At 35.9% G+C, this 15,873-nt stretch carries 19 protein-coding genes; 2 read left to right on the top strand and 17 right to left on the bottom strand.

Annotated elements, in window-relative coordinates; genetic code table 11:
- Positions 1-50: 50 nt before the first annotated feature.
- The 15 genes from FD20_RS05170 to FD20_RS05100 all read right to left on the bottom strand — a co-directional run bounded on the left by FD20_RS05170 (position 51) and on the right by FD20_RS05100 (position 13,094).
- Positions 51-839: a TPM domain-containing protein gene (locus tag FD20_RS05170; protein ID WP_041094410.1), complete on the bottom strand. Its 789-nt coding sequence runs from the start codon at positions 837-839 to the stop codon at positions 51-53.
- 12 nt (positions 840-851) lie between these two features.
- A complete protein-coding gene (locus FD20_RS05165; protein ID WP_041094412.1) occupies positions 852-1,439 on the bottom strand; it encodes a LemA family protein in 588 nt (195 codons plus the stop codon).
- A gap of 254 nt (positions 1,440-1,693) precedes the next feature.
- Positions 1,694-3,613 (bottom strand): copper-translocating P-type ATPase, encoded by a 1,920-nt coding sequence (locus FD20_RS05160; protein WP_041094413.1) that lies wholly within the window; start codon positions 3,611-3,613, stop codon positions 1,694-1,696.
- Positions 3,610-3,882, bottom strand: a complete 273-nt coding sequence (locus FD20_RS05155) for a cupredoxin domain-containing protein (RefSeq protein WP_052467356.1) — start codon at positions 3,880-3,882, stop codon at positions 3,610-3,612. Before FD20_RS05155 ends, FD20_RS05160 begins: the two co-directional genes overlap by 4 nt.
- A 35-nt stretch (positions 3,883-3,917) precedes the next feature.
- Positions 3,918-4,289, bottom strand: coding sequence for a cupredoxin domain-containing protein (locus FD20_RS05150; protein ID WP_041094417.1), 372 nt, complete (start codon positions 4,287-4,289; stop codon positions 3,918-3,920).
- Between the two features lie 32 nt (positions 4,290-4,321).
- Positions 4,322-4,744, bottom strand: a complete 423-nt coding sequence (locus FD20_RS05145; RefSeq protein WP_057736514.1) for a CopY/TcrY family copper transport repressor — start codon at positions 4,742-4,744, stop codon at positions 4,322-4,324.
- A 151-nt stretch (positions 4,745-4,895) separates the two neighbouring features.
- Positions 4,896-5,303: an ArsC/Spx/MgsR family protein gene (locus FD20_RS05140; RefSeq protein ID WP_057736513.1), complete on the bottom strand. Its 408-nt coding sequence runs from the start codon at positions 5,301-5,303 to the stop codon at positions 4,896-4,898.
- Positions 5,304-5,333: 30 nt separating this feature from the next.
- A complete protein-coding gene (lgt, locus tag FD20_RS05135; protein ID WP_041094419.1) occupies positions 5,334-6,137 on the bottom strand; it encodes a prolipoprotein diacylglyceryl transferase in 804 nt (267 codons plus the stop codon).
- 14 nt (positions 6,138-6,151) lie between these two features.
- A complete protein-coding gene (locus tag FD20_RS05130; RefSeq protein WP_225423649.1) occupies positions 6,152-7,507 on the bottom strand; it encodes a sensor histidine kinase in 1,356 nt (451 codons plus the stop codon).
- The gene (locus FD20_RS05125) at positions 7,504-8,196 is read right to left on the bottom strand and encodes a response regulator transcription factor (protein ID WP_041094421.1); all 693 of its coding nucleotides are present in this window, start codon (positions 8,194-8,196) and stop codon (positions 7,504-7,506) included. The genes FD20_RS05130 and FD20_RS05125 overlap by 4 nt, the downstream gene beginning before the upstream one ends.
- A gap of 223 nt (positions 8,197-8,419) precedes the next feature.
- Positions 8,420-9,871, bottom strand: coding sequence for a multicopper oxidase family protein (locus FD20_RS05120; RefSeq protein WP_057736512.1), 1,452 nt, complete (start codon positions 9,869-9,871; stop codon positions 8,420-8,422).
- 18 nt (positions 9,872-9,889) lie between these two features.
- Positions 9,890-11,977, bottom strand: coding sequence for a heavy metal translocating P-type ATPase (locus FD20_RS05115; protein ID WP_057736511.1), 2,088 nt, complete (start codon positions 11,975-11,977; stop codon positions 9,890-9,892).
- Positions 11,937-12,188: a heavy-metal-associated domain-containing protein gene (locus tag FD20_RS05110; protein WP_041094427.1), complete on the bottom strand. Its 252-nt coding sequence runs from the start codon at positions 12,186-12,188 to the stop codon at positions 11,937-11,939. Before FD20_RS05110 ends, FD20_RS05115 begins: the two co-directional genes overlap by 41 nt.
- Positions 12,175-12,546 (bottom strand): BlaI/MecI/CopY family transcriptional regulator, encoded by a 372-nt coding sequence (locus FD20_RS05105; protein WP_041094429.1) that lies wholly within the window; start codon positions 12,544-12,546, stop codon positions 12,175-12,177. The genes FD20_RS05110 and FD20_RS05105 overlap by 14 nt, the downstream gene beginning before the upstream one ends.
- Before the next feature lie 77 nt (positions 12,547-12,623).
- Positions 12,624-13,094: a hypothetical protein gene (locus FD20_RS05100; RefSeq protein WP_057736510.1), complete on the bottom strand. Its 471-nt coding sequence runs from the start codon at positions 13,092-13,094 to the stop codon at positions 12,624-12,626.
- A 386-nt stretch (positions 13,095-13,480) separates the two neighbouring features.
- On the opposite strand from FD20_RS05100, the gene FD20_RS05095 reads away from it, so the two are divergent.
- Both FD20_RS05095 and FD20_RS05090 read left to right on the top strand, forming a co-directional pair.
- The gene (locus FD20_RS05095) at positions 13,481-13,873 is read left to right on the top strand and encodes a sigma factor-like helix-turn-helix DNA-binding protein (RefSeq protein WP_010579426.1); all 393 of its coding nucleotides are present in this window, start codon (positions 13,481-13,483) and stop codon (positions 13,871-13,873) included.
- Positions 13,874-13,951: 78 nt separating this feature from the next.
- Positions 13,952-14,152, top strand: a complete 201-nt coding sequence (locus FD20_RS05090) for a helix-turn-helix domain-containing protein (RefSeq protein ID WP_010579427.1) — start codon at positions 13,952-13,954, stop codon at positions 14,150-14,152.
- A 654-nt stretch (positions 14,153-14,806) separates the two neighbouring features.
- Here the strand turns inward: FD20_RS05090 and FD20_RS05085 are convergent.
- Together FD20_RS05085 and FD20_RS05080 are read right to left on the bottom strand one after the other, a co-directional pair.
- Positions 14,807-15,421, bottom strand: coding sequence for a CadD family cadmium resistance transporter (locus tag FD20_RS05085; RefSeq protein ID WP_010579428.1), 615 nt, complete (start codon positions 15,419-15,421; stop codon positions 14,807-14,809).
- 25 nt (positions 15,422-15,446) lie between these two features.
- Entirely contained in the window at positions 15,447-15,803 is a 357-nt protein-coding gene (locus FD20_RS05080; RefSeq protein ID WP_010579429.1) for an ArsR/SmtB family transcription factor, read from the bottom strand.
- Positions 15,804-15,873 lie beyond the last annotated feature (70 nt).

The raw sequence follows: 15,873 nt of genomic DNA, 5'->3' as shown, positions 1-15,873 counted from the left end.
TATTCCAAATGGAAAAATAAACGGAAAATAAATCTTAAATATTCTAGAATCTAAATGCTTGCACCACCACCGCCAGAGGATCCACCACCACCTGAAGAACCACCACCAAAGCCACCAAAATGGTCATTATTATTATTGAAAAGCCAAGCTATTATTGACCAGAATTGCCAACTGCGACCCCAAGGACTGATTATAAAACCGATAAAAATAAGCAAAGCGATTAGTTGCAAAATATTTTTCCAATTGAAAAGATTACGATCAGATTTCACTACATTCTGATTTTCATTACCAGAAATTGCACTTTTATTATTTTTATAGCCATAATGTTTATCAACTAATGTTGCTACGCTATCGAATGTTTTCTGTAATCCCTGGTTTACGATTGTAGAGGAAGTGGATTTCAATTGTACCGTATTATTGTTCAAAATTTGTCCAGATTGGCTATCTGTAACCACATCTTCTAATCCATAACCAACCTCGATACGAACATTACGTTTCCCACCGTTTAAGGCGTAAAGAATTAGAATACCATTATCCGAGTTCTTTTGACCAATTCTCCATTTTGAAAATAAATCAGCTGCATACTGGTCTATATCAGTATCGCCAGTAGATTTTACCACAGCCAACATAATTTGTGGTTTAGCCTTGGTTCCTTCATATTGTTGGTTCTTAGCATTAACTAAATTTTGTGTCTGTGAATCTAACAAATTCACTTGGTCAAAATAATTTTCAGCTGGCGTATTAGGTAAACTGGCTGCCTGAACAAGAGTAGTTTGGAACAGTGACAAAAATGGTAATAATAATAACCACAGCCAGATATTCGTCTTTTTTCGTTTCACTGTGTCCACTTCCTAGTTGTTAAAATCAACTTTAGGAGCCTTGCTTGCATTTGAATTTGCTTTAAATTCAGTCTTTTTACCTAAGCCCATTGTAGATGCAAAAATATTTTTAGGAAAAGTAACCACACTTTGATTATAAGTCTTAACTTGCTGAATATAACGACGCCGTTCAACCGCAATACGATTTTCAGATCCCTCTAGTTGGGTCATTAACGTCGCAACATTGGTATTCGACTTCAAATTAGGATAATTTTCTTGGATCACATTGATCAAAGTACCAACTGAACTATTGACTTTATTATCAGCATTAGCCTTTTCCTTAACTGTTGTCGCGCTGCCATAACTCTTCCGTGCATCAGCAATTTGACCAAAAACCTTCTGTTCCTGATTCATGCTGCCTTTAACTGCACTTACCAAGTTTGGAATTAAATCATAGCGTCGTTGCATCACGTTCTCTACTTGACTCCATTGCGCTTCAACTTCTTGATTCTGTTTAGCTAAATTATTATAGGTATCTACACTAATCGCTCCTATAACAGCAAAAATGCCTAAAGATACTACTAAAACAACCCACCAAGGCTTAAATCTTCGAGATTGCATTGCTCTCATCCTCTCAAAAAAACTCTACATTTATCGTTATCGTTTAATGAAATCCCAGAAAATTAAACCAATACCAAAAGCAGTATAACAAGATTTAAATTTCTACTTCTTTAATTCAAACTCGTAGTTAATTTAATTAATTTAACAAGAGTATTCCAGCAAAAATTGCAACAATAGTATAGATAACTGCTACAGCAACTGTTATTACTGTAGATTTCTTTGAATTTTGATTTTCCACTTTATGACCTCCAATCTCACGCAGTTACAGTGGTTAACTTGGTTTTATTAAGCATCAACGAGCTCGCAACAACTGATAATGAACTCAATGCCATCCCCAAACCAGCCAGCTCTGGGCTTAAGATCAAACCAAGTCCGACAAAAATACCAGCAGCGACAGGAATGCCCAGTGAATTATATATAAATGCCCAGAACAAGTTCAGCTTAATTCGATTAAACGTCTTTTGACTTAATTCAAGTGCATTAACAACATCCAATAAGTTATTTTTAACTAAGATAATACCGCCTGATTCAATCGCAATATCTGTTCCTGATCCCATGGCGATTCCAACGTCAGCTGTTGTTAATGCCGGTGCATCGTTAATACCATCACCAACAAACGCAACTGGTGCCTGTTGTTGAAGCTGTTTAACATGATCTGCCTTATCACCAGGTAGTACATCGGCAATTACTTCATCAATGCCAACCTGATCAGCAATTGCCCGAGCAACCCGTTCGTTATCACCAGTTAACATAACTGGACGTAAGCCACGTTTCTTCAAGGCCGCAATTGCTGTAGCTGAGCTTTGCTTTGGCGCATCTTGAATAGCAATTAACCCAACAATTTTATCGTCGTAGCCAACAATTACCACTGTTTTGGCTTCGCTTTGCAACTGTACCATTTTAGCTGTTAATTGATCAGTAAGATTATAATTATCAAGTAATTTATCATTACCAATGAAGGCTTTTTTACCATTGATCTGTGCTTGTACACCTTTACCCTCGATTGCCTTGAAATTTTGTGCAGCGTTGGGTGTGATGCCTTGTTCCTTAGCTTTTTCTAGCACAGCTGCTGCTAAAGGATGCTCCGAAGAAGCTTCAAGATTAGCTGCTACGTCAAGTACCATTTGTTCATCACCAATAATATCCGTTACTTTTGGTTTTCCAACTGTAATCGTACCTGTTTTATCAAAAACAACCGTTTTAATTGTATTGACAGCCTCCAACACTTCACCGTTTTTAATTAGAATGCCCATCTTAGCACTGCGTCCGGTACCAACCATCAAGGCCGTTGGCGTAGCAATTCCTAATGCACAAGGGCAAGCAATAATGATTACAGAAACGGTAAATAGCATGGCAGTTACTACGCTGGCTCCAAGTAAAACATACCAAACAAAAAAGGCCAGAATTGCAATAATTAAAACAGCAGGAACAAAAATATCGGAAATCTTATCAACAGTTTTTTGAATTGGTGCATGACTAGTTTGAGCTTTTTTGACCATTTCAACAATTTGTGCTAGTAATGTATCATTGCCTACTTTACTGGCCTTAAACATAAATGTTCCAGTACTATTCATTGTTGAGCCAATTACCGTATCGTCAACTTTTTTCTCAGTCGGCATACTTTCACCTGTAACCATTGACTCATCAATTGTCGAACTACCTTCAGTAATTACGCCATCTACAGCAATTTTTTGTCCTGGTTTAACACGAAGAATATCGCCTACGACAACTTCAGCCATTGGAACTTTAATAATTTCGCCACCACGCAAAACTTCGGCTTCTTTCGCTTGTAAATCCAATAGCTTTGCCACAGCACCAGATGCATTACGTTTCATATTTTCTTCAAAGACTTGGCCCAATAAAATTAAGGTGATGACAAGGGCTGCATCTTCGAAGAAAACGTCTTGGTTACTAAACATTGCATAAATACTATATAAATAGGCCGTTCCCGTGCCAATCGCTACTAAAGTGTCCATATTAGCATGGTGATGCCGAAATGATGCCCAAGCACTTTGTATAAATGCTCGGCCAGAGACGGCCATTACTGCAGTTGTCAGTAGAAACTGCGTCCACATACCTCCTGGTAACCCGAAGCCAAAAGGACTAGCGACCATATTTATTAATATTGGAGTAGAAACAATCAAAGAAAATATAAATCGATTTCTTATACTCATTTTATAATCACCTTTCCGTAGGCCATATCCATCCCACAATGAAATTGATATTCGCCAGCCTTATCTGTATTAATCGAGAAAATTTGTTGTTCGTTTATTGGTAAGAAACGCTTGATACCAAGTTTTGGAAATACAATCGTATCTACACATCCCTTATCACTGATCCGCTTAAAAATAATTTCTGCAGGAATTCCTTTGGTTAGTTTCACTGTATCTGGATGATAGCCACCATCAACAACTACCACAATACTTTGTTTCTTTTCTACCATAATAACTCCTCCAATATTTTTATGAGCTAAACTTTCTATTTAACGATCACCTTCCCATGAAACATGTTCATTCCACAGGCATAGCTGTATTCACCAGGTTTACTTGTATCAATGTCGATTGCATGATCCTTATTCTGTGGCAAAAAATCATTGATGCCGAAGTCTTCGAAAACAACTTGTTCTAAACAGCTTGAGGGATCTTTACGGTTAAACGTAATTTGGGCAGGAATACCACGTTTCAAAACTACAGTACTAGGTGTATAACCGCCATTAACGATCACACTAACATCTTGTTCATTACCTGTTACATCGGCCGCAACCTCCTTAGTCACATGTTTGCCGAAGAACCACCAGACAATAAAACCAACTAGTAGACCGGCTATTATTGTTACCAAAATTTTATCCATAATCAGACTTCCTTCTTGTAAAAAATTATTTTTCAATCAGTTATATAACAATCATTTTTTCCACTAGACAAACAGTTGCAGTTAATTGTGCTAGGCGCATCCTTTAGTTTTTTATCAAGCTGAGCCTGCATACGCTCAATATCACCTTTACTAAGATTTAACTTAGCTAACAGATTAATGATGCCGGCTCCTTTTTTCATATCACAGAGATGTTGAAATAATTCAGCCACAGTTTTGTCCATTGCGGTTGTTTCCGGCACAGTAGGTCGATAATTAAAATGACGACCTTCTTTAGTTGTCGCCAAAATATTTTTTTTAGTTAACCGACCAAGTAAAGTTTTGATTGTAGATTCCGACCAATCACGTTTTCGCTGCATCACTTCAATAACATCAAGGCTACTTATACTTCTCTTAGTCCAAATGATGCGCATCACCTCCCATTCAGAAGGCGTCATGTACGTTAGATTATTTTTATTCAGATTAATCACTCCTCGCTTAATTTACACTTGTAAATACAAATCACCATACCTCTATTGTTTACATTTGTAAACACAAAAATTAAAAAATTTTAGTTTCTTTTCGGAACTGATTGTTGTTGTAATCTCCTTAACCAAACTCCACGGTATATAATTTACTAAACAGTGACAAGCGCTCACGTTTACGCTGTATTCGTGGTATGAAAACACCGATATCTTCAAGATTAAATCCAGAAATTAAATTATTCTCATTAAAAGCAATTGGATTTTTCATGATTTTAGGATGCTTATACACGATAGTAACTAATTGATCAAAGGTTAAACTATTATCGAAAGTATATTCTCGAGCAGTCTTTGAACGTGTTGCAATTAAATCATCACTACCATTATCAGACAGCAAAAATAAATGTCTAATTTCTAATTTTGTTAAGCGTTTTTGCATAATATTTCTGGTTTGTGTTTCTATTTTTTGACAACGAAACCAATCCAACATTTTTCTTTTTGCTGGATCACTGGTATGAAAATATAAATTAATCATAATTTAGCATCATCCTCTATCAAATATTGGTCAGCTGATTAAATAATTAGAGATCTTTTGTTGCTTTCGTCGATAAACGAAGATAATTATCATAACAACAAAAATAACTAATGATAATAATTGTGAGACTCGTACTTGTCCAAATAGGTACAGGCTATCAGTCCGCATTCCTTCAACAAAAAATCGACCAAACGAATACCAAATTGCATAGCTTAACGCAATTTCTCCTCGTTTAAAAAGCCCTTTTTTATGTCGTAAGCTAATAAGTAAAATCAATCCAATAAGATTCCATACCGATTCATATAGAAATGTCGGTTGATGATACGCACCACCGATATACATCTGCTGTACGATAAAATTGGGTAAATGGAGCTGCTGCAGAAAGCCACGTGAGACGACAGTACCAAAAGCTTCCTGATTAATAAAATTCCCCCATCTCCCAATAACTTGTCCTAGCATGATGCCTGGCGTAACAACATCTAAAACTTGCCAAATTGACAGGCCACGTCGCCGGCAGAAGATAATCAATGTAATACCACCAGCAATCAAACCGCCATAAATTGCAATTCCGCCTTGCCAAATTGCAATGATCTCATTTAAATGTTGCGAATAATACGACCATTCAAAAATAACATAATAAAGTCGTGCACCTATCAGGCCAATTGGTAAAGCCCAGAGTATCAGATCATAAATATCATCCGCAGAAATCTTTTGCTGCTTAGTCTCTTTAATTGCAAGTAGTACGCCAAGCACTGCACCACTAGCAATAATAATGCCATACCAATGAACCAGAAAAGGTCCTAGTTTAAACGCAATCGGATTTAATGCCCCCATATAATCATCCCCTCTTAGTTATTTAATGGTAGTTTAACTGTAAAAATCGTCCCAATACCTAATTTACTATCAACAGAAACTGAGCCACCATGAGCCACCACAATTGTCTTAACGATTGCTAAACCAATTCCTTGCCCACCTTGTTGTCGATTTCGTGCTGGATCAGCCATATAGAAGTGATCAAATATATGTGGTACGTCTTTTTCCGCAATACCACTACCATTATCTTCTACAGTCAAAACAATGTTATCCGATATTCGTTTTAACTTAATTATTATTTTGCCTCTTGTTTGTGTAAATTTTATGGCGTTTGACAATAAATTTGTAATAACCTGATTTATTTTGTCTGGATCTATCACGGCAATAACTTTCTCAGTATGATAATCAAGTGTTATTTTTTTCTCTTCAAGGTTACTCTGAAAGTTACTTAAAACTTGTTGTATTAATTTACTAAGATCTGTATCAACCTTAATTAACTTATCCTCACTATGTTCAATTGAAGCGATATTTTCAATGTTATTGATTAAGTGGGTCAGCCTTATGACTTCATCATTTAAACTAACCAACCTAGCCTCACTAATTGGCCAAATACCATCGATCATCGCCTCTAACGAACCTTGGATCGTTGTTAAAGGCGTTCGTAATTCATGAGCAATATCGGAAGATAAGCGTTCTCTCAGAGCCTGATTCTTGGATAACTGACGTGAGAGCTCATTAGTTACATTTATTAGCGCGTTTATTTCTACAATTTGGGTTTGTTGTGGTAATTGATTTCGATAATCACCAGATGCAACCGCTTGAGTAAAGGATACAATTTGTCGTAACGGCTTACTTAGATCACGGGCTATCCATACCGCAATAATTATCGCGACTAAAAAAACAAAGGCCGAGATACCGGCCAAACTAATTCGTAAATCATTGATAAACGCCACATCATGTCGTGTATAACCTAAAGCATCATTATGTGAGAATTGTGCTTGGGCAATTTGTTTAGAATTAATCTTGATGGCCTCAGTCGTTTTATTCATACTATCGATATTTTTAGCATTAGTGGCCTTATGTAACAAGGTCTGACTTGGTTCCCATACGATTTTATTATCAGCGTCTTTTAAAACTAAAATAAGGCCATCCTGTAGTGCTCTAGCACCAATCTTTTTAACTTTAGATTGTTTCCAAGTACCATTGCTAGTCAGATAACTAACCATTAATTCATTTTTATATGCAGTGAGCGTTGTATCATGTTTTTGTTGCACATATTTATCAAAATGATCACTGACCAGGCTTACTGTCATTAAACTAATTGAACCAACAATCAACAACACCAAAAATAGAAAAGAGATTATTAGCTGTGTTCGAATCTGCCGCTTCATTCGTCTTTACTCCCACCAAAACGATAACCGCGGCCATGAACAGTTATTATAAAAACTGGCTTAGTACTATCATCTTCAATTTTCCGCCTTAAATTTTTAATATGTGAGTCAATCATTCGGTCTAATCCGTCATAGTCAATACCTCTTGTTGAATCAATCAACTGTTCACGAGTGAATATTTGTCTATAATAGGTCGCCATTGTTGACAGAATATCGTACTCTGTATGTGTGAGTGCAATTTCTGCGTCGCAAACAAAAACTTGCTGAGATTCTAGTTTTATTTTTAACTGTCCCTTATTAAAAGAAAGTACTTTTTCTACTTGTTCCTCTGTGACACGTCGCAGTACAGTTTTTATCCGTTCCACTACTACTCGTGGACTAAAAGGTTTAACCACATAATCATCTGCTCCAGATTTTAGTCCATTAACAATACTTTCATCGCTTGATTTGGCAGTCAACATAATTATTGGTGTTTTACTATCCTGCCGTATTCTTTTAGTTACTTCATTACCATCCAAATCTGGCAGCATAAGATCAAGCACTACTAAATTAGGCTGTCCCTTATAAAACTTTGTTAAGGCCTCCGTTCCAGAATAGGCTACTTCAACTTCAAATTTTTGCGCAATTAGATAGGCGGTAACAATATCTACAATTTTCTTTTCATCGTCAACAACTAAAATTTTTGTCAAATTTTTCTACCTCCATATATTTTGCATATAATCTCCATACACATCTGGCATAATTATCAAAAAGAAAAAGAAGTGAATAAATATGTGGATGCTAGCAACAATTCTTCTGATTATCCTCTGCCCATTGTTACTATTTATCATGATGCTAGGCTTAATTCCACCGCAACAGCTTGATACCATTAGACAAACTTGGCTTAATTTCATTAAGCGAATTAAGTAATATTTACGGCACAACTCTAATTTGACCCATCATTCCAGCCTCTTCATGTTCAAGATTGTGACAATGATACATGAAAACTCCGGTTTGTGTGAATTTAATCAAAATCTTGTATTGGTTACCCGGTCTTGTCATGATCGTATCTTTCCAACCGTGCATGTTGCTTGGTGATGCGTTGTTATTAATACTCAATAATCGAAACTGAACACCATGGATATGAAAAGGATGAATTTCACCCATCATATTATTTTTATTGCGGATCTTCCAAACCTGCGTCGTATTTTGCTTTACTTTCAAATCAATTCGATTCATTGAAAACTGCCTATTATTGATGCTTACCATATGTCCCATATCCGATAAAGCAATATTTTGTGTTACTTTTTGTCCTGACTTAGTGACTGTCTGAAGATTAGTCAGTTGTCGTGGTAATTTTGTTTCCCCGTCATGATTATTCTTCACCTTCATCGTCAGAATGTTGCTGTCTGCCGACTTGAGTTTGACCTGACTTCCCTGTGAATAGTGACCTAAATCAACAACGATTTCGGCTCGTTCACCCGGTGCAAGCGTAATTTTATTTTCTTGGACCGGTTTTTTCAAAAATCCTCCATCAGTACTAATCTGGTAAAAGGAACTACGATCATCTAATTTAAAGGTATATTCACGAGCATTGGAACCATTTAATAAGCGTAACCGAACATATTTAGTAGTTGTTTCGATATATGGATTTTGAGTACCGTTTATTAGTAACGTATTACCCAACGTACCATTACTAGATACAATTTTTTTATAATCTAACTGATTATTTTTATCAAAGCTTCGATCTTGTACTACAATTGGAAAATCATCTTTGCCATAATTTCTAGGTAGTTTTAGTTGCCGACTATTTTGGTCATCAACTAACAAAAAACCAGCTAGTCCATTGTAAACTTGACTAGCCGTACTACCAACAGCATGAGGATGATACCAGAGCGTAGCAGCAGGTTGATTAACTTTAAAACTTATCAACTTGTTCTGTCCTGCTGCAACTGTTTGATGTGGACCACCATCACTTGAATCATCTAAAATAGCACCATGCCAATGAAAAGAAGTTGCTTGTTTTAAACGGTTTTGAGTATGAATATGGATATTCTGCCCTCTTTCAACTCGAATCGTTGGGCCGAGAAATGGGCCATTATAACCATACGTTTTTGTTTTTTCCCCAGATACTAACTGTGTCATACCTGTTTGTGCTCGCAAAGTGTAATAAACATTGTTAGCATCAGTTGAATCTGGTTTTAATACAGGAGGAATGTTCAATATTCTTTGTTTTTCCTTATTATTAGTGATTTGTGAGCTTGTATTTGGCATCATTCCTGCTTTAACTGGCGATTGCTTAAATTTAATTAACCAAAACACATTGAGTCCGATCACGATAATAATAAAGCCAATGAGTATTAAATAAAGCCGTTTGCGTTGCACATCAATCCCTCCTCGCACTTACTTGCCAATTCGTAATGTCTGCGCGTTGATAGCAACAATAATAGTTGAAAGCCCCATAAGAACAGCACCTAAAGCTGGGCTTAATACAATTCCTGCAAATGCCAATACTCCGGCAGCTAATGGAATAGCAAAAATGTTATACCCTGCACCAAACCACAAGTTTTGTACCATTTTTCTAGTCGTATGCTTTGCCAACTTTAGAAAGTTCAGTATGTCAGCCGGATCACTTCGTACCAAAACAATATCGGCAGAATCAACCGCTACATCGGTTCCAGCACCAATTGCAATCCCAACATTTGCCCGAACCAGACTTGGCGCGTCGTTAACACCGTCACCAACCATAGCAACCTTAAACCCCTTATCTTGATATTGCTTAACTATCTTCTCCTTATCATCAGGCTTTAATTCGGCATGAACATCCTGTCGATCAATTCCAAGACGTTCAGCCACTTGCTGTGCCACCTGTTGATTATCTCCAGTCAACATAACTGGACGAATATGCTGTGCTTTAAGTCCATTGATCAATGCTATTGACGCTGGTTTAATTTGGTCACCTTGGGCCACAAAACCAACATTAATATTTGCAACAAGGAGAAAACTAACTGTGTTACCAGCAGACGCTAACTTACTGGCTGTATTTTTGTCGTACTTGATTTTATTTTCACGCAAATACTTTTCATTAACAATCGTCATATTTTTTTTATTAATTTCGCCTTGTATTCCTACGCCAGGAAGGTTTTGAATATTTTTTGCTTTAATAGTTTTTAAATTTAGCTCTTTTAATTTTGACAAGATACCAACCGATAATGGATGGCTTGAGCCAGATTCAAGTGCACCCATCAACGATAGAATTTGTTCATTTGAATATGCTGTGTCTGTAGCCTTATAGTCATTTACTGCAAAGTTACCTTCAGTCAGAGTACCCGTCTTATCCATAAGAATAGCATCTAACTCAGTAGCATCTTCTAACGCTTGGCGTTTTCTAGTTAACAATCCATTTTGTGCACCGATTGAGGTTGAACGCGCAACTACTAGCGGAATGGCAAGACCTAAAGCATGTGGGCATGCAATAACCAGAACCGTAACGGTACGTTCTAATGCCAGATTAAAGTCACCTGAAACCAATAACCACACAATAAAGGTAAGAATAGCAGCACTAACTGCTGCGTAAACCAATAGTCCTGCAACTTTATCAGCAACGCCCTCTGCCTTAGACTGCTCCTTTTGTGCGTTACTTACCATTTGCATAACTTGTGCTAAATAGCCAGACTGTCCAGTTCCAGTTACCTTAACCATAATGGCACCAGAGCCGTTAGTGGATCCACCAATAACCTTATCATTTTTCATTTTAGTTACTGCTTTAGATTCACCGGTGACTAAAGCTTCATTCACAGTTGTATTTCCATCAAGAATAATACCATCAGTAGGTATTTTCTCACCTGCCTTAACAATTACTGATTCACCAATCACAACTTCATTTAGTGGTTTTTCAATATGATCACCGTTATCAGCAACAATAGTAGCAGTATTAGGTAGCAAAGCCGCCATTTTTTCAAGTGCATTTCCTGCTGCCATAACGGCATCCATTTCAATCCAATGACCTAGCAACATGATATCGATCAATGTAGCTAACTCCCAAAAGAAATCCATAACGTGGGTATCTGCTACAAAAAATTGATTTATAGTGAAAGCATAGAGACTATAGAAATAGGAGACAGTTATGCCTAACGCTACAAGCGTCATCATTTCTGGTTTTCTTTCCTTTAATTCGGCTTTTGCACCTTTAATGAATGGTGCACCACCATAAATATAAAGAAAAGTAGCCAAGATCAATACTAACCACTCTGAACCTGGAAAAACTAGATTAGGCATAAAGCTGAATTTTAGCATAGGTGATAATGCAATGATTGGAAGTGAAAAAATCAGTGATACCCAAAATTTACGTTTCATATTCCCCATATGCATCATTTGTCCACCGTGTTGCATCATGTCGCCACCATTGGATTCCATATTCATATGAGTATGATCCATTGATTGCACATCATTATCTCCATGATTTTGTTGTTTCTTTTTTTTGTTTTTCATCTTGTTTACATCCTTTATTAATCAAATTTTCATCCTGATATTTACTCTCTATTGCCGGTAAAGTGCCTGCTTGAAGATAAATCAACACTGAACGACTCGCCAAATCAAAATGGGTCTCCTCTACTCCATTAATTGAATGTAACTCAAAAAAAATTCTTTTTACAGCATTTTCACAGCACATTTTATCAAGGGTAAGTTTAAGTTTTTTCATTTATTTTCAGCCCACCAATGTCACTGGAGTTATTTTGGAGATTATTTTCCACAAGTTCTAAGAATTCTTCTTGTGACAAGGTTTCTCGCCTAGAAAGCAACCTTTTGATAAAGGCAGAGACGACTATTGATTCACTATATTGGGCATAATAATGAGCCTGATGATAGTAGGTATTCTTAACAATCAAAGTCTTATTTTCAAGTCGTAATAATAATGTCTTTATAGTACTAAGTTGCCAATTCTTTCGCTTTTTTATTTCCTTACAAATATCTTTGGTTGAAATTCCCGGATAGTGCCAAATAATTCGCAGGACTTCATATTCAGCATTGGTCACACAACAAACTTCGCGATTTAACAAAACCATCACCTCTACTGATGACTACATCTGTAACATAGCATTTATGATTACATTTGTAAACGAAAACGCAAAAAAAATTATTCATGACTCTGAACAGAAGCATGATCAGCAATGTGTTTATTGACAAAGTTCTGTACTTCAACTGAATTACTTTTGAAGATAAAACTAAACCGTTTGTTCCGTTTTGACTGACCCGTGATCACTAAAACTGTTTTATCGGGTGCAATTTGTTTGTTCATCATACTTATTTGTTGAATGTCCTTAAAGTCAATTAAAGTTGGCAACAGACCCGATATCATAAATCCATCCTTAGCGACGCCACTAACCCCCGACATAAGTCCAAGAAGTATTAAAATGGCCAACAATGCACTGAGCAAAATATTATTTCTAGCCGGAATCCACATAATAAAAGCAAGAACTAAAAATAAAATATTACTTATAGCAACAGTTACCATATAATTGGATTTCCATAAAAGTCGTGATTCTTGCCATACATGAAACACAGCCAATAATATAAGCGCTAAAACCATTAATGCTATAATAATCAAAATTAAAAACCTCACTTTCTATATTCATTGTAGATTGTATTTATGGAGTTAATTTGTTGGTTTAGCATTTTAGTTCAACTTTTTTTAAATCAATGAACTTATTGTATTGAAACCTATTCATACAAATATTTTTAATGAAGTCTTTTCCTGAACACCTATATTTAATCAATTGAAATAAAGCAACAGAACTATCCAACACAAAAATGATTATTTACAATTTGTCACAAACATGCACCTAGAACTTATTTTTTTTACTTCCTCGACAAACTAAAATATTTATTGAGATTATTGACTGACTTTATTTTATAATCTATTTATACAAGTTTATAAAACGGTTTCATTTTGCAACAATTTTTAGTATTTGTTTGGTAAAAGGAGGATTTGTTATGTCTGATCAAGATGTCAAACAAGCATTTTCGCATTATGCCAAGCTATCACTGGTAAACAAGACTCGCTCACTTTATGTGGAGGAGCAGCACAAAGTTCCTGAAGTTCCACTAAATGAGGAAACGCTGGAATACCTGATTGATGAGATGCTACCGGGCGTTAAATTAATTAAAGCGGAACAAGCAGCACACCTTGAAGAGTATTTCATCAATGAAAGGCTGGTTATTTCAATAGCCAGATTGACCGATCCACAAAAGAAATTACTCTATTATAAATATGTTGAGCAGCTTTCGGATAAAGCTATCGGACAAATCTTGCACGTTAGTAGTCAAGCGATTTCTAAACAGCATCGCAAGGTCTTAAGCAAAATTGCTGCTACTTTCTTCGACTAATTTAGTCATCAAGATTCGTTCACCCCCTCCTCCATAAGAATTAGACGACCCAAATCTAACTTTACGAGGAGAATAGCGATGAATTATACCGAAACGATTTGTGCAGCTCAACAAGGTGATCCAATTGCCATGGCAAAGCTTATTAAAGAATTTCAGCCATTAATTATCAACATCACTACTTGGGGCCATTCATATTTTGACGAGGATCGTTACCAAATATTAAACGAACACTTTATCCACACTGTTCATAAATTCAATTTAGAACGCTATCTAGAGTAATCACTGAAAGTAAATTAATCTTTTTTTCGATTAATTTGCTTTTTTAATTATTCTTGTGTAGCGGAGTCAACGGATCTTTTTTGTATGCGCAACGAACAGAATTACTGTTTTGAACCACTAATCTGGACAAACAGCTGTTTTCATTTTTTCACACTGAATAACATACGACTCGTATCCGCTTTTAAATCTGGGACATCCATGAAATTGTTAGAAAGCTCTGAACCTTCTTTCAAAAGTCGTTGAAACATAGTGTCTATCATGAAACTACTTGTATTCATATCTGATAATGTAGTTGGATCAGTATTAGTCATCAAACTAAGTTTTTAATCACCAATAATATCGTTCCTTATTTAATTCTGACCATAATTGTCTCTTCTTTCGTGATAACAGCTTTCTTGTATGGTCAAAACTAAAAATTGTCTCGTGTACGCCATCAATCCAGACAAAACAAAATGTTTCTCCTACCGCCCCCTAAATAACAAAAAGTCTCAGTTTTACGTAGAATATCACGCTAAGCTAAGATCGTCGTTCACTTTCATATTATAATATGTTTCAAATCCACACCCGTAATTCGAAACAATTTTTTTTGCAAGTAACCAATTCTCTGATGCCACTATAACACCTCTATATAAACAAAAAAGATATCCTATTTTTTCAAAAAAGTATTTTAATAAGATGTGAAATTGTGTCACTCTCTAAAATAATCATCATGCCTAATCCAATATAAATAATTGCCATAATCCAATTACCAAATTTATCTAACAATTTCTTAACAATCTTCACACGCGAAAATTTATCACCCAAATAGACAAGTATGAAGATACAGAATGTAAAAACAATAAACGTCGTTATTAGTTGTTCGATTGTTAACGATACAAAGTAAGGCACAAAAAGTCCAATGTTATCAGAGCCACAAGATGCAACGGTGATTAAAGCAACCGTTGCGATCAAATTTTTGTCTTTTCGCTGTTCGATTTTTTCATCAACCTCAGCGGCTTCATCTTCGTCACTCAGGATATATTTAATCCCAAAGCCAATCGGTATTAAACCTAAAAATCCAAGAATCCACTTAGCAGGCACATAGTGAAGTACTAACGCAAAAAAAAGACTGATTGCTATCAATGTGTATGAACCTAAAAATTGACCAATATAAATTTGTTGCTTATGTTTTGTTGACCGATATTTTGAAAATAATAACATCAGAATAACTAATAAATCAATCGCGGTGGAGGCGTATAGCACAATACCAGTTATAATGGTTTTAATCATAGCAACATCCCATTTCACATATTTATTAACCCGTAATTTTACCTGTGTCTTCTGCTAAACACCAAGCACGTTCTAATAGAATAGCAGTACATTCATCAATAATTTCATAGTTGATGAAATTTCCATCACGTTCAGTTTTCACAATTTTTTGATCAACTAATCGCTGCAACTGGTTAGAAATAGCTGCAGTTTTCATATTAAGCCTAGCCGCAATCTTGCCAACTGATATTTTAGGCTCGCGCGTTAAACAATGTAAAATTCTTAATCTTGTATCATTGGATAGAACTTTAAAAAGTAAGACGATCTCACTTGCGTTCTCTTCACTCAGTAAATCACGGCTAGCTAATTCTGGTTTATCCGGACAACAGTCTACTTTTATCATGCGTATCCTCCTTGTAATACAATTATGTGACGACCAACTATTACATTATATCATGTAATAGTTTAATGAT

The sequence above is a fragment of the Liquorilactobacillus uvarum DSM 19971 genome (assembly GCF_001434935.1).
In the GTDB taxonomy this organism is placed as follows: domain Bacteria; phylum Bacillota; class Bacilli; order Lactobacillales; family Lactobacillaceae; genus Liquorilactobacillus; species Liquorilactobacillus uvarum.
This window is presented reverse-complemented; position numbering and strand designations above follow the sequence as displayed.

Bases quoted from the DNA above. Each gene is read 5' to 3' on its own strand.
- FD20_RS05165 (WP_041094412.1), bottom strand. From the start codon at position 1,439: ATGCAATCTCGAAGATTTAAGCCTTGGTGGGTTGTTTTAGTAGTATCT.
- FD20_RS05160 (WP_041094413.1), bottom strand. From the start codon at position 3,613: ATGAGTATAAGAAATCGATTTATATTTTCTTTGATTGTTTCTACTCCA.
- FD20_RS05155 (WP_052467356.1), bottom strand. From the start codon at position 3,882: ATGGTAGAAAAGAAACAAAGTATTGTGGTAGTTGTTGATGGTGGCTAT.
- FD20_RS05150 (WP_041094417.1), bottom strand. From the start codon at position 4,289: ATGGATAAAATTTTGGTAACAATAATAGCCGGTCTACTAGTTGGTTTT.
- FD20_RS05145 (WP_057736514.1), bottom strand. From the start codon at position 4,744: ATGACGCCTTCTGAATGGGAGGTGATGCGCATCATTTGGACTAAGAGA.
- FD20_RS05140 (WP_057736513.1), bottom strand. From the start codon at position 5,303: ATGATTAATTTATATTTTCATACCAGTGATCCAGCAAAAAGAAAAATG.
- lgt (WP_041094419.1), bottom strand. From the start codon at position 6,137: ATGGGGGCATTAAATCCGATTGCGTTTAAACTAGGACCTTTTCTGGTT.
- FD20_RS05130 (WP_225423649.1), bottom strand. From the start codon at position 7,507: ATGAAGCGGCAGATTCGAACACAGCTAATAATCTCTTTTCTATTTTTG.
- FD20_RS05115 (WP_057736511.1), bottom strand. From the start codon at position 11,977: ATGAAAAACAAAAAAAAGAAACAACAAAATCATGGAGATAATGATGTG.
- FD20_RS05110 (WP_041094427.1), bottom strand. From the start codon at position 12,188: ATGAAAAAACTTAAACTTACCCTTGATAAAATGTGCTGTGAAAATGCT.
- FD20_RS05095 (WP_010579426.1), top strand. From the start codon at position 13,481: ATGTCTGATCAAGATGTCAAACAAGCATTTTCGCATTATGCCAAGCTA.
- FD20_RS05090 (WP_010579427.1), top strand. From the start codon at position 13,952: ATGAATTATACCGAAACGATTTGTGCAGCTCAACAAGGTGATCCAATT.
- FD20_RS05085 (WP_010579428.1), bottom strand. From the start codon at position 15,421: ATGATTAAAACCATTATAACTGGTATTGTGCTATACGCCTCCACCGCG.
- FD20_RS05080 (WP_010579429.1), bottom strand. From the start codon at position 15,803: ATGATAAAAGTAGACTGTTGTCCGGATAAACCAGAATTAGCTAGCCGT.